Origin of the sequence: Celeribacter halophilus (assembly GCF_018860305.1) — a bacterium.
Classification (GTDB): domain Bacteria; phylum Pseudomonadota; class Alphaproteobacteria; order Rhodobacterales; family Rhodobacteraceae; genus Celeribacter; species Celeribacter halophilus_A.
This window is the reverse complement of record NZ_JAHKPE010000012.1, coordinates 70,865-84,263: the sequence shown is the minus strand read 5'-3', so window position 1 is coordinate 84,263 and position 13,399 is coordinate 70,865. Positions and strand designations below refer to the sequence as shown.

Annotated in this window: 11 protein-coding genes; 6 read left to right on the top strand and 5 right to left on the bottom strand. The window is 58.4% G+C overall.

What is annotated here, in order from left to right; translation table 11 throughout:
• Window positions 1-66: 66 nt before the first annotated feature.
• Window positions 67-1,581, bottom strand: a complete 1,515-nt coding sequence (locus tag KO492_RS01620; RefSeq protein ID WP_216043367.1) for an aldehyde dehydrogenase (NADP(+)) — start codon at window positions 1,579-1,581, stop codon at window positions 67-69.
• Between the two features lie 282 nt (window positions 1,582-1,863).
• The gene (locus KO492_RS01615) at window positions 1,864-3,186 is read right to left on the bottom strand and encodes an aspartate aminotransferase family protein (protein WP_216043366.1); all 1,323 of its coding nucleotides are present in this window, start codon (window positions 3,184-3,186) and stop codon (window positions 1,864-1,866) included.
• 134 nt (window positions 3,187-3,320) lie between these two features.
• Here KO492_RS01615 and KO492_RS01610 point away from each other — a divergent pair, with 134 nt between their 5' ends.
• The 4 genes from KO492_RS01610 to KO492_RS01595 all read left to right on the top strand — a co-directional run bounded on the left by KO492_RS01610 (window position 3,321) and on the right by KO492_RS01595 (window position 8,318).
• Complete coding sequence (locus tag KO492_RS01610; protein WP_303578347.1) at window positions 3,321-4,184, top strand: MurR/RpiR family transcriptional regulator; 864 nt, start codon at window positions 3,321-3,323, stop codon at window positions 4,182-4,184.
• Between the two features lie 49 nt (window positions 4,185-4,233).
• Window positions 4,234-5,199, top strand: coding sequence for a TAXI family TRAP transporter solute-binding subunit (locus KO492_RS01605; RefSeq protein ID WP_066598654.1), 966 nt, complete (start codon window positions 4,234-4,236; stop codon window positions 5,197-5,199).
• Window positions 5,200-5,274: 75 nt separating this feature from the next.
• On the top strand, window positions 5,275-7,890 hold the full coding sequence (locus KO492_RS01600; protein ID WP_216043365.1) for a TRAP transporter permease: 2,616 nt from the start codon (window positions 5,275-5,277) through the stop codon (window positions 7,888-7,890).
• Window positions 7,887-8,318, top strand: coding sequence for a universal stress protein (locus KO492_RS01595; protein ID WP_216043364.1), 432 nt, complete (start codon window positions 7,887-7,889; stop codon window positions 8,316-8,318). The genes KO492_RS01600 and KO492_RS01595 overlap by 4 nt, the downstream gene beginning before the upstream one ends.
• A gap of 67 nt (window positions 8,319-8,385) precedes the next feature.
• Here KO492_RS01595 and KO492_RS01590 read toward each other — a convergent pair whose 3' ends face one another.
• Together KO492_RS01590 and KO492_RS01585 are read right to left on the bottom strand one after the other, a co-directional pair.
• Window positions 8,386-9,384, bottom strand: a complete 999-nt coding sequence (locus tag KO492_RS01590) for a 4-hydroxyproline epimerase (RefSeq protein WP_216043363.1) — start codon at window positions 9,382-9,384, stop codon at window positions 8,386-8,388.
• Between the two features lie 3 nt (window positions 9,385-9,387).
• The gene (locus tag KO492_RS01585; RefSeq protein WP_216043362.1) at window positions 9,388-10,641 is read right to left on the bottom strand and encodes an NAD(P)/FAD-dependent oxidoreductase; all 1,254 of its coding nucleotides are present in this window, start codon (window positions 10,639-10,641) and stop codon (window positions 9,388-9,390) included.
• Window positions 10,642-10,862: 221 nt separating this feature from the next.
• Between KO492_RS01585 and KO492_RS01580 the strand changes: the two genes are divergently transcribed.
• Window positions 10,863-11,756 (top strand): dihydrodipicolinate synthase family protein, encoded by an 894-nt coding sequence (locus KO492_RS01580; RefSeq protein WP_216043361.1) that lies wholly within the window; start codon window positions 10,863-10,865, stop codon window positions 11,754-11,756.
• 187 nt (window positions 11,757-11,943) lie between these two features.
• Window positions 11,944-12,636, top strand: coding sequence for a GntR family transcriptional regulator (locus tag KO492_RS01575; RefSeq protein WP_216043360.1), 693 nt, complete (start codon window positions 11,944-11,946; stop codon window positions 12,634-12,636).
• Between the two features lie 3 nt (window positions 12,637-12,639).
• On the opposite strand, the gene KO492_RS01570 is transcribed toward KO492_RS01575, so the two are convergent.
• On the bottom strand, window positions 12,640-13,275 hold the full coding sequence (locus KO492_RS01570) for a TetR/AcrR family transcriptional regulator (RefSeq protein WP_216043359.1): 636 nt from the start codon (window positions 13,273-13,275) through the stop codon (window positions 12,640-12,642).
• Window positions 13,276-13,399: the final 124 nt, after the last annotated feature.

The window sequence follows — 13,399 nt, the reverse complement described above, 5'->3', positions numbered from 1 at the left end:
GCCAAGGCCCCGTCGGGCCGAAGACAGGGCGAGATGCGCACCTGTGTTACGCGCATCTCCTGTTGCTTATGCCAGATCGGCGGGCAGGACGGCTTCGGGAATGTCCTGATAGCAGACGGGGCGCAGGAAGCGGCGGATGGACAGGGTGCCGACAGAGGTTGCGCCAAAGTTGGTCGAGGCCGGATATGGCCCGCCATGCACCATGCTGTCGCAGACTTCCACGCCGGTCGGAAAGCCGTTGGCCAGCACGCGGCCCGCTTTGCGCTCAAGCACCGGAAGCAGACGACGCGCCAGAGCTGTGTCGCCTTCGTCCATGTGCAGCGTGGCGGTGAGCTGCCCCACGAGCGACCGTGCGATCTTGTCCATCTCGTCGGCGTCCTTGGCAACGACCATAATGCCCAAGGGGCCGAAGACTTCTTCGGAAAGCGCGTGGTTGCCAAGCCAGTCACTGGCCGAAACTTTGAAGAGGAAGGGCTTCGCTTCGCGGCGGTCACACATCGAGGTCACAAGATCCTGCACGCCACTTTGCGCACCGATCTTGGCCGCCCCTGTGGTGTAGGCTTCGGCAATCCCGTCTGTGAGCATGACCTGCGGACCCTGCTCCGAAAGGGCGGCTTGTGCGGCGGCGACAAAAGCATCGCTCTCCGCGCCTTCGATCACCACAACAATGCCGGGGTTGGTGCAGAACTGCCCTGCCCCCATCGCAAGAGAGGCGGCCCAGCCTTTGCCAAGCTCTTGGCCACGGTTTGCCACAGCTTCGGGAAGCATGAACATCGGGTTGATGGAGCCCAATTCGCCGAAGAACGGGATCGGTTCCGGCCGCTGCGCGCAGAGGTCGAACAAGGCACGCCCGCCACCAAGCGAACCGGTGAAACCCACGGCCTTGATCAGCGGATGCTGGACCAGCGTTTGACCGACGGAGCGATCCCCGCCCTGCACCAGCGAGAAGACACCTTTGGGCATGTTGCATTTTTGGACGGCGGCGTGGATCGCCTCCGCGATGATTTCGCCCGTGCCTGGATGTGCGTCATGGCCTTTAACAACCACCGGACAACCGGCCGCAAGCGCCGCTGCCGTGTCGCCGCCTGCCGTGGAGAAGGCGAGCGGGAAGTTTGACGCGCCAAAGACCGCAATCGGGCCGATGGGGCGCTGCATCATGCGTAGATCGGAGCGCGGCATGGGCTGACGATCCGGCAGTGCCTCGTCGTGGCGGCGGTCGAGATAGTCGCCTTTGAGGATGTGATCAGCGAACAGACGCAACTGGCCGGTTGTGCGTCCGCGTTCGCCATTGAGCCGGCCCTCGGGTAGACCGCTTTCCTGCGAGCCGATCTCGGTGATCGCCTCGGCGCGGGCTTCGATCTCGTCGGCGATGGTGTTGAGAAAGGCGGCGCGTTCTTCGCGTGTGGTGTAGCCAAAGGACCAGAACGCCTCTTCAGCCGCTTCACAGGCTGCGTTTACCAGTTCGGGTGTGCCTGCGGAAAATTCATGCGCGGGACCGTGAGCGGGCGCGGAATGAAATGTCTCCGGTGCGGAAACCCATTCGCCTGCGATCAGATGTTTGCCATGCGGGGTGAAAGTCATGTCATGTCCTTTTCGTGTGTTGCTTGGAGTCTGAGCAACGAGAGCTGGCGCAGGGCAACCTGTGTCGTGCCTCTGTCTTACCGCCCTCACAACTGTTTCGTGCTGGCGTTTTTCCTATACGAAAAAATATAGCAACAAAAGCAAAAGGTCATGACGTTTTTGCGATATTTGCGACGGGTTGCGAGACAGGCAGGCCAATCCCCTGCCCCGCCAGTATGGTATTGCGCACAGAACCCGTCTCTCCGGAAGGCGCAGGTGGCGAGGCAAAGGAAGAAATGTGGGTTATGACAGAGCGGATTGTAGCGCCGTGCCCAGCTTTTCGATCAGTTCGCCGATCTGGTCATCCGTGAGGATAAACGGCGGGGCGAGCAGCACATGGTCGCCGCGTTGTCCGTCCACGGTGCCGCCCATCGGGTAACAGATCAGCCCCGCCTCGAAGGCAGCGGCTTTCACACGCTTGTTGATCCCACGCGCCGGATCGAAGGGGGATTTGCTTGCCCGATCCTCGACGATTTCCAACCCACGAAACATACCGCGCCCACGGATGTCGCCGATATGGGGATGATTTCCGAAAGCATCGCGCAGGGCTTGGTCGAGTTTTTCCCCCATCTGCACGGCACGGGCGACCATGCCGCCGTCGGTCAGTTTGGTCACAACCGCATTGCCTGCTGCACAGGCGACCGGATGGCCGATATAGGTGTGGCCGTGTTGGAAGAAGCCGGAGCCTTGCACAAAGGCGTCATGAATCCGGTTGGTGCAAAGCGTGGCTCCGATGGCTTGATAACCAGCGCCAAGCCCCTTGGCGATGGTGATGATATCGGGGGAAACGCCGTCCTGTTCGCAGGCAAACAGAGTGCCCGTGCGTCCCATGCCGCACATCACCTCGTCGAGAATCAGCAACACGCCATAGCGGTCGCAAATCTCGCGGATGCGCTTGAAATATCCCGGAACAGCAGGCACCGCGCCCAATGTCGCACCGACCACAGGTTCCGCGATAAAGGCGATCACCGTTTCGGGGCCGACTCGTTGAAGTTCGCTCTCCAGTTCATTTGCAACACGCTGGCCATAGGCCTCAAGGCTCTCGCCCGCCTCTTGTCCACGATAGGCGTAGCAGGGCGAAATATGCGCGGTGTCGGCCAAAAGCGGCGCGAATTTTTCTTTGCGCCAGACGTTCCCACCCGCCGCCAGCGCGCCCAAGGTGTTGCCGTGATAACTTTGCTTGCGCGAAATAAAGCGGGTGCGCTGTGGCTCTCCGGTCTCGACAAAATACTGCCGCGCCATTTTGAGCGCGGTTTCCACCGCTTCCGAGCCGCCGGAGACGAAATAGACCCGATCTATGCCGTCTGGTGCATGGGTCACCAGACGTTCGGCCAGAGCTTCGGCAGGGCCGGAGGTGAAAAAGCCGGTATGGGCAAAATCGAGCGTGGCCACCTGTGTCTGAACCGCCGCAATTACATCCGGATCTGAATGCCCGAGACAAGATACCGCAGCGCCGCCGGAGCCGTCGAGATATTGCTTGCCTGTGTCATCATAGATATAGGCCCCCTCGCCGCGTGTGGCTGTGGGCGGGGTGCTGCGGGAATTGCGGTAGAAAACATGAGTCATTTGATGCTCCGAGGACGAAAAGGGGCCGGTTGGATGAGGCCCTTTCAAATTTGAAACACACCGATCAAATCTTGACAATATTTGAAACAATTGAAACAGTGCCCGACAACCTTTGTTTCCTGTAGGATGGTCTCGTGTCGGCAAGTTATCAGCAAAGGCTGGCGGAACATTACGCCGAATTGAGCCCGCGTTTGCGTGAGGCGGGGGATTATCTTGTCGAAAACCCGCTTGATGTGGCCACGCGCTCGCTCAGATCGGTCGCCACAGAGGCGCGAATCGCTCCGGCGACCTTCAGCCGTCTGGCGCGAGCCTTGGGATTTGAAACATTTGAAACCCTGCGCGACGCGGTGCGGGCGCAGCTTGCGCTCAAGGTGTCAACTTTTGCCACACGCGCCAAAGACCTCAGAGAGGCTCCCGCCGGTGCGCCGGAGGGGATTCTCATGCGGTCTCTGGAGCGGACCCAGAGCAATCTTGAGGAGCTTGTGCGAGGTCTTGATCCGGTTGAACTTGCAAAACTGGTCGATGTGTTGCACGAAGCGCGCCGCGTGCTCATTGTCGGGGCGTTGGGATCAACAGGGATTGCAGAATATGCAGGCTATATGGCCAATTTCTTGGGAGAAAAGTGGCGACTCGCCGGACGGATGGGGTCGTCCTACGGCTCTGCGCTCAGCGAGATGGACAAGCAGGATGCGATGATCGTCATCACCATGTCCCCCTCCGCGCGGGTGGCGGTCAACGCCGCCGAGATCGCCCGCCACCAAGGGGTTCATGTGGCCGTCATCACCGACAGCTACGCATCTCCTGCCTTGCGCCATGCGAACAGCTCTTTCATTATAACAGGGGAAAGTCCGAACTTTTTTAACACTTACACGACGACGGTTTTTTTCCTTGAGATGCTTATGGCAATGCTTGCACAAAAAGCCGGACCGGACGTCGTGGAACGGATATCAGAGATCGAGCGCCACAACAGGGCGCTTGGAGAAGTGGTCGATCTGTGAGGCACGGATGCCTCGGGAGGACCAAACATACCACTAAGGGGAGTCACTTATGACCAAACATATGAAATTCGGATTTGCTGCGGCAGCCGCCTCTGCGATGATCGCAGGCTCTGCAATGGCCGAAGAATTTGTCACCATCGGCACCGGCGGTGTGACCGGGGTGTATTACCCGACCGGCGGCGCGATCTGCCGTTTGGTCAACAAGAACCGCAAGGAAACCGGTGTGCGTTGCTCGGTCGAATCCACCGGCGGTTCCGTTTACAACGTGAACACGATCAAAGAAGGCGAGCTGGAATTCGGCGTTGCCCAGTCCGACATCCAGTACAACGCTTACAACGGTGTTGTGCAGTTTGAAGGCGAGCCCTTCGAAGACCTGCGTGCCGTGTTCTCCGTGCACCCCGAGCCTTTCACTGTTGTGGCTCGTGCCGACTCTGGCGTGAAAGTCTTTGAAGACCTCAAAGGCAAGCGCATGAACATCGGCAACCCCGGTTCCGGTCAGCGCGCGACCATGGAAGTCGTGATGGAGAAACTCGGCTGGACCAGCGACGACTTCGCACTGGCGACCGAGTTGAAACCGTCCGAGCAGTCTGCTGCGCTCTGCGACAACCAGATTGACGCAATGGTTTACACTGTGGGTCACCCGTCGGGTTCCATTCAGGAAGCCACGACCGCTTGTGACTCCGTGCTCGTTGAAGTTGCCGGTCCTGCGATTGACGAACTGGTTGCAGACAACCCCTACTACCGCACCGCCACCATTCCGGGCGGCATGTATCGTGGCAATGACGAAGACGTGCATACGTTCGGTGTTGGTGCGACCATCGTGACCTCCGCTGATGTCTCCGAAGATGCGGTCTATGCGGTTGTTTCCGCTGTGTTTGAAAACTTCGAAGACTTCAAAGGTCTGCACCCTGCCTTCGCAAACCTGACGCCGGAAGAAATGATCAAAGACGGTCTGTCCGCTCCGCTGCACCCGGGTGCTGTGAAGTACTACAAAGAAAAAGGCTGGATGGAATAATCCGCCTTCGACTTCCCGGGCGGCACGTCATGTGCCGCCCTTTTCTCATAAAAATATAAGGGACGATGGGGATCAATGTCAGACACTGGGAAACAGGCCTTGAACGAGGCCGAGCTTCAGGAGCTGGTGGCGGCTTCTGATAGCGGCGCACGCAATGTGCCGGGAACATTGGGTAAGGTGATTGCGGCAGTTGCGCTGTTGTGGTCGGTTTTCCAGGTGCTCCTTGCCTCTCCGATCGGGTTGAAAGTTCTACCCGGCGATATGATCAACAACGCGCGGCAGATCCATCTTGCCTTCGCGATCTTCCTGTCGGCCATGGCCTATCCGCTGTTCAAATCGGCGCCGAAGTCCTCCGTGCCGTGGTATGACTGGATTTTGGGCCTCGGCGGGGCGTTCCTCGCCATGTATGGCTATTTCTTCTACGAGAAAATCGTCGGCAACGGCGGGCTTGCGGATACGAGTGACTCCTATTTCGCGCTCGCGGGGCTCGCATTCCTATTTATTGCAGCCTACCGCACACTCGGGCCGGTGATGGTGCTTCTGGCCATTGTCTTCCTTGGCTATGTCTTCTTTGGTGCCTCCGAAGCCGTGCCGGACTCGATCCGTTGGGCGGGGGCCTCATTGCGCAAAGCCATGTCGCATATGTGGATCACGACCGAGGGCGTCTTCGGCATTGCGCTCAACGTCTCGACGCAATTCGTCTTCCTCTTCGTGCTCTTCGGTGCGCTGCTCGATAAAGCGGGCGCGGGCAACTATTTCATCAAAATGGCCTTTGGCGCTTTGGGACACCTGCGTGGTGGTCCGGCAAAAGCGGCTGTTGTCGGCTCTGCGGCAACTGGGCTGATTTCCGGCTCCTCGATTGCCAACGTGGTGACGACCGGCACATTCACTATTCCGTTGATGAAACGTGTGGGATTTTCTGCCGAAAAAGCGGGTTCGGTCGAAGTGGCCTCCTCGGTGAACGGCCAGATCATGCCGCCGGTGATGGGTGCGGCCGCGTTCCTCATGGTGGAATATGTCGGCATTTCCTATTTCGAAGTGATCAAACACGCCTTTGTGCCCGCGATCATTTCCTACATCGCGCTGGTCTATATCGTTCACCTTGAAGCGGTGAAAAACAACATGCCGACCATCGGCAACAAGGTCGTGTCACTCTGGCGCACGATCATGGGGATGTTCCTGTTCTTCGCGGGCTTTGGCGGGCTGTGTTATGCCACGCAATTCCCTGTGCGCCTCATCACCTCCATGGTGCCCGAAGGCAGCGGCTGGATTCTCGCCGTGGCGATTGCTCTGGTCTATGTCGGTCTGATCAAACTGGCCGCGAAATCCGATGATCTCGAAATCGACGATCCTGATTCCGAATTGATGGAACTGCCGGATGTGGCCAAGCTCTGGACCGCCGGTCTCTACTACCTCCTGCCGATCATCGTTCTGGTCTATTTCCTGATGATCGAACGCAAGTCTCCGGGGCTTTCGGCCTTCTGGGCAACCTTCCTGTTGTTTTTCATCCTTCTGACGCAAAAGCCGCTCAAGGCAATCTTCCGCGGCGAAAGCGATGCGGTGGATTGCCTCAAGGAAGGTGTGGTTGATCTGGTTGAAGGTATGATCGACGGTGCGCGGAACATGATCGGGATCGGCCTTGCCACAGCAACGGCAGGGATCATCGTCGGCACCGTATCGCTCACCGGTATCGGTCAGGTGATGGCGGATTTCGTCGAGTTCCTCTCCGGCGGCAACCTGATCCTGATGCTTCTGTTCGTGGCGATCCTGTCGCTGATCCTCGGGATGGGCCTGCCGACCACGGCGAACTATATCGTTGTGTCCTCGCTCATGGTGTCCGTGGTGGTCGAACTTGGCGCACAATCGGGGCTGATCGTGCCGCTGATCGCCGTTCACCTCTTTGTGTTCTACTTCGGGATCATGGCGGATGTGACGCCCCCTGTGGGGCTGGCCAGTTTCGCCGCCGCCGCTGTGTCGGGGGGCGATGCGATCCGCACGGGGTTCACCGCTTTCTTCTACAGCTTGCGGACCGTCGCCCTGCCCTTCGTCTTCATCTTCAACACCGACCTTCTGTTGATTGATGTCACGCTGGTGCAAGGGATCATCGTCTTCATTGTGGCGACCATCGGTATTCTGGTGTTCACCGCAGCGACGATGGGCTTTTACATCACCAAGTCGCGGATTTGGGAAACAGTGGCACTTTTGCTCGTGGCCTTTACCCTCTTCCGTCCGGGGTTCTTTATGGACATGATCCAGCCGCCCTATCACGAGACCGCCCCCACCGCTGTCGCGCAGGCGCTTGAAGAAGCCCCCGCCGGTTCGCAGTTGCGGATCGTGGTGACAGGCCCCGATTTCGACACGCTGGAGCAAAAGGATGTCCACCTGGCGCTCACCGTGCCGGAAGCTGAAGGCGGCGATGCGCGTCTTGATGCGCTCGGGCTGATGCTCATGGCTGATGGCGACCGCATGATCATGGACGAGCCGATGTTCGGCACGCCCCTGTCGGAGCAACTGTCGAGCTTCGATTTCTACGGCGACGAGCCGGTGCAGATCACGAATGTTCAGGCTCCGGCCGACCAGCTTCCGAAAGAACTGATGTTCATTCCTTCGCTCATCCTCTTGGGCCTCGTGACCGTCCTGCAACGACGCCGGGCGGCCTCCAAGCGTGAATTCGAAGGAGAACTCGCATGACCCAGACCATTCTCTGTGCCGTCGACGTGAACCGCGTTAAAGACGAGGTGAAAGTCTTGCAAACCGCCGCACGTCTGGCCGCTGCCGAAAATGCGCAGCTCGACGTGATCACCGTGCTGCCCGATTACGGGATGAGCTGGGTGGGCGGTTACTTCGATGAGAAACACACGAAGGAAGCACGCAAACACGCGAAAGAGGCGTTGAACAATCTGGTGGAAGAGGCTCTCGGGCCGGAAGCCAATGCAAATGTCCGTCATGTGGTGGCCGTGGGAACGGCCTATCACGAAATCCTCGAAACGGCGGAGAAGGACGGGGCCGACCTGATCGTGCTCGGTGCGCATCGGCCGGATTTGAAGGACTATCTCTTGGGGCCGAATGCCGCTCGCGTTGTGCGGCACTCCAACTGTTCGGTGTATGTCGTGCGCTGACGCCTGTGCGATGTAAATAAATTTGGCCTGCCCCGGAAACGCGGCAGGCCATTTTGTTTCGGGCGAATTACCGCAGTTGAAATCCCGTCATCAGTGGATCGCGGTCATCGACGAAGATCGTGTTGTGACCAATGACACGCGCCCATCCGGCGACGCTCGGGAGAATGGCGTCGAAATCCCCCAGTCGGGTTTCACCTTCCACTTTGCAGGTGAACATCGTGCCAATGATGCTTTCATGGATGAAGGTGTTGCCAGTCTTGAGCCGCCCGCGAGCATGGAGTTGCGCCATGCGCGCAGAGGAGCCTGTCCCGCAGGGGGAGCGGTCAATGGCTTTTTCGCCGTAGAACACAGCGTTGCGGGCATCCGCCTCGGTCTGGGTCGGGGCATCACACCACATGACATGGCTGACGCCTGAAATGCGCGGGTCGGTCGGGTGTTCGGGGGCCAGTGCCTCTTGCGCTGCGGCACGGATGATCGGGCTGAGACGTTGAATGTCGCTTACGGTCATATCGTCGAGACCGGACCAGTTGTCCTGCGGCTCAACGATGACATAGTAATTGCCGCCATAGGAAAGATCGACTTTCAAGGCACCCAAGCCGTCGATGTTCAGGATCACATCGCGGGCGTGCAGGTAGGCGGGCACATTGAAAAGCCGCACCTGTTCGACATAGTTGCCGTTCTGCGTGTATTCGATGTCCACTTTCCCCGCGGGCGTCTCCAGCGAAAGCTGTCCGGCGGTGCGCGGCACGACGAGCCCTTCTTCCAGGGCGGCGGTCACTGTGCCGATGGTGCCGTGGCCGCACATGGGCAGGCAGCCGCTCACCTCGATAAACAGCACGCCGATGTCACAGTCCTCGCGCGAGGACGGGTAGAGGATCGTGCCGGACATGACATCATGGCCGCGTGGTTCGAACATCAGCGCCTGACGCACCCAATCATGATCCCGCTGAAAGATTTCGCGTTTCTCGGACATGGGAACGGCAGGAAGCTGTGGCCCGCCACCGGCGACAACGCGCACAGGATTGCCGCAAGTGTGGGCATCCACACAAAAGAAACTATGTCTCATAACTCAGGCTCCATATGTGAAACGCTCGATCCGGTAGGGTGTCAGATCAAGGCTGGCAGGTTTGTTATCAATCAGGTCCGCCACAAGACGTCCGGTCGTGGCTGCTTGGGTGAGGCCGAGGTGGCCGTGCCCGAAGGCATGGATCACATTGCGGTTGTTCGGGGAATGTCCGATGACCGGCAGGCTGTCGGGCGTGGCGGGACGATGGCCGGACCACTGGATTCCTTGGTCACTGTCGAGATCGGGCAAGTAGCGTTTCGCCAGTTTCACCAGTGCTTCGGAGCGTTTGAAATTGGGTCTTGAGGTCAATCCGCCAAACTCCGCCGCGCCCCCGATGCGCAATCCTGTCGCAAGTGGCGTGGCGACGAATTTGCGTTCTGCAAAAATGAGTTCACGGGTGATGCTAATGCCCGGAGTTGGAAGTGTCGTGTTATACCCGCGCTCGCTTTCGAGCAAAGCACGATCTCCGATGGAGGCGGCAAGCGGTTTGGACCATGCTCCTGCCGCAAGGACCACCAGATCGGCGCTGACATCAGCATCACCGTCCATCTCGATCCGGACGCCTGTCGCGGTCTGGTTGATCCGCTTGGCCGCGCCGCGTGCGATGGTGGCTCCGTTGCCTAGCACGATGTCCAGAAGGCCGTTGTGAATGTCTTTGGGGTCCGAGACTTGCGACCATTGCGGGGTGAACATGGCCTTGTGCACAAGACCGCTGAGGGCCGGTTCAAGCTGGCGTGCCTCGTCTCCACTCATCGGGGTGCAGGTCACGCCATGCTGGCGTTTCAATTCCCATTCCGCCGCATCCGCCTGAAAGGCCGTTTCACTTTCGTAGACGGTCAAAGCGCCGTGGTTGTAGAGCTTGTCTGACAGGCCAGCACTGTTCAAAAGGGGCATCAGGTCGTCATATGTGCGGCTGTTGAGTGCAGACAGGGCTCCGGCGATCCGCTCCATCTCCGAACGTGTGCTGACGCGGGAAAACCGCAGCATCCACGGCAGAAGCCGTGGCGCATGTGTCCAGCGCAGGCTCAGAGGGCCGAGCGGGTCGAACAGCCACTTGGGCAGTTTGAGAAACACACCGGGGGCCGAGGCGGGGACAACTTCGCTAACCGCGATCCCTCCGGCATTCCCGAAAGAGGTTTTGTCGCCTTCAGGGTCGGGATCAACGAGCACGACCGTGTGACCGGATTGCAGGACATGCCACGCGCAGGCCAGACCAACGATCCCTGCGCCAATGATGGCGACTTTCTTGTGTTGCATGGCCACTCCGATTCCCCTGTGTGAGGTGCTCTTTCTCTTGTACACGGGAAAAATAAATTGACAACTGTCGATTGGATCCAGTTTAAGGGTCGCAAGGTCACAACAGAATCTTTGATGCGGCATCCCCTGCCGTGCGCAGCTGTTGTGACCAGCTTTTCAAGGGGGCGCTGCGAGGCGGCTCTTTCACATCCGAATTTCAAAATTCCCGAAAGGAACAGGCAATGGCCATCTGGAAAGGCGTCTTCCCCGCTGTCACCACCAAGCTGAAAGAAGACGGCAGCGTTGATATCGACGCAACCAAAGCAAGCATTGAACGCCTCATCGAAAACGGCGTATCCGGTGTGATCGTTCTGCCGATGCTGGGCGAGAATGCCTCCATGGAAATGGACGAACGCAAAGCCATCATCCGTGCCGCGGTCGAGACTGCCGCAGGTCGTGTGCCGGTGCTGTCCGGTCTGGCCGAAACTACGCTGGAACGCGCGAAGGCCTCTGCGAAGATCTATCAGGACTGCGGTGCGCAGGGTCTGATGGTCTTCCCGAGCCTTGGCTATAAGACCGATGATCGCGAAACTGTTGCGTGGTATAAAGGCATCGCCTCTGCCACGCCTCTGCCGATCATGATCTACAACAACCCGATTGCCTATGGCGTGGATTGCACGGTCGAGGTTCTCAAAGAACTCGTCGATACGCCGGAAATCGTTTGTATCAAGGAAGAAACCGGCGATATTCGTCGTGTGACCGATATGTATATCGCTTTCGGTGACCGGTTCAGCCTGTTCTGCGGCGTGGATGATCTCATCGTCGAAAGCAGTGCGCTGGGTGTGACGGGCTGGGTGTCCGGCATGACCAATGTCTGGCCGGCGGAATGTGTAAAACTCTTCGGCCTGTGCCAAGACGAGAAATATGCGCAAGCCCGCAAACTTTATCAGGTGCTGACGCCGTCTTTCCACCTCGATACCCATGTGAAGCTGGTGCAATATATCAAGCTGGCCGAAAACCTCGTTTACGGTGCGCCGGAATGGGTGCGTGCCCCGCGTCTGCCTTTGGTCGGTGACGAGCGCGATTTCGTCGTTGCCACGGTAACGGATGCCATCGAGAAACTGAAAACACTCTGAACCCCTGCAGAGTGTGAGGGCGGCCGCTTTCGGGTGGCCGCCTTTTTGTATCGGCTGCTCTCCCCTCCCCTCCCCTGTTCGCGCTTCCCCGTGTTTCAGGTGCTTGACTGCGTTTCCTATGGCGGTGGGCGGCAGATTATGTAAATCTGCGGGCTGGATCCAATAACACGGCGTCGGAATATACATCATGAAATCGGGAATGGGATTGACCAAAAGCCATAGTCTGAAACGCCAGAGCCTTCCCGAAGCCTTGGCAGACTCCCTGCGCGAGCGCATTTTGAATGGTGAATTCAAACCGGGCGAATCTCTGGTTCAAGAAGCTCTTGCCGAAGAATATGAGTGTAGCCGTATGCCCGTGCGCGAGGCATTTCGTCAGCTTGAGGCCGCCGGACTGATTGTCACCAAGGTGCACAAAGGGGCGGTTGTCGCCGCCATGCCCGCCGAGCAGGCGCAGGAACTCTATGAGCTGCGCGTCAATCTCGAAAGCGTCTTGCTGGAACATGCGATCCCGAACATGACGGATGCCGATCTTGATGCCTCCGAACAGGTGCTTCGCGAGCTTGAAAAAGCCTATGAGGAAAGAGACATCAACCGATGGGGCTCGTTGAACTGGGAATTCCACCGGAGCCTCTATGTGCCCGCCAACCGCACCCAAACGCTGGCGATTGTGCAAGGCGTCAACCTTCAGGTCGAACGCTACGTCCGGCTTCAATTGTTGATCAGCGAGACATTCGAAGCCGCCCAGAAAGAGCATCGTGCGCTTTTGGAATATTGCCGTGCGCGGAATGTCGAGGCGGCGGTGGCCCTGCTCAAACAGCATATTCACGATGCCGGAGACAGTCTTGTATCCTCGCTTGAGGCGCGTTCCGTTGATGCGTGAGGCTCAGGGGGTCTCAACCGGCGTGGCAAAATGTGTCTTCATTTCGCGAGCCAGAATGTCTTTCCAGATTTCGATCAGCGGCTCTTCGGCATAGGTGCCATCTGCGCAGAACCGGTTGACGCAAATCCCGCGCAGCATACACAGGTTGAGCCGCAAGAGCTTCGAGGCCATCTCGTCGTCAGGATCAAGTCCCATCATCTGAATGGTGCGCCGATCGCGTTTCTTTGACCATCGGGCCAGAGCCGCGCGCAACCGTGTGCCCAGATCAGGGTCCAGTCGCGCCGCCAGCATAAGTTCAAGAATGGCCAGATAGGTGCTTTTGGAAAACAGTTCGGTCCAGAGAGCATCGATCAGCGCCTCTGTGGTCAGGCTACCCTGCGCATCCAGATCGCAAAAGGGCCATTCCTTTTCCCACTCCGCCAATACATATTCATAGGCCGCTACGAACAGATCGTTCTTCGTCGGGAAATGATAGTTCAGCGCACCACGGGACATCTTTCCACGTTCGGAAATCAGCTTTGTGGACACACGTTCATAGCCGACCTCCGCCAGAACAGAGACCGTCGCTGCGCAAACGCGCCGCTGCATATCAACGGATTTCGCCTCTTGTTTGCTGAGGGGGCGCGGGGTCTGTGTCATAATCAATGTCTGGTCTTTCAATACGCGTCTTGATGCAGAAGGCTTGGCGTAAAATTATTATCACGTCAGGCGTTCTGGTAAATCATTGATGTGGGGCAAGCGGTGAATTCCCGCACCAAAATGC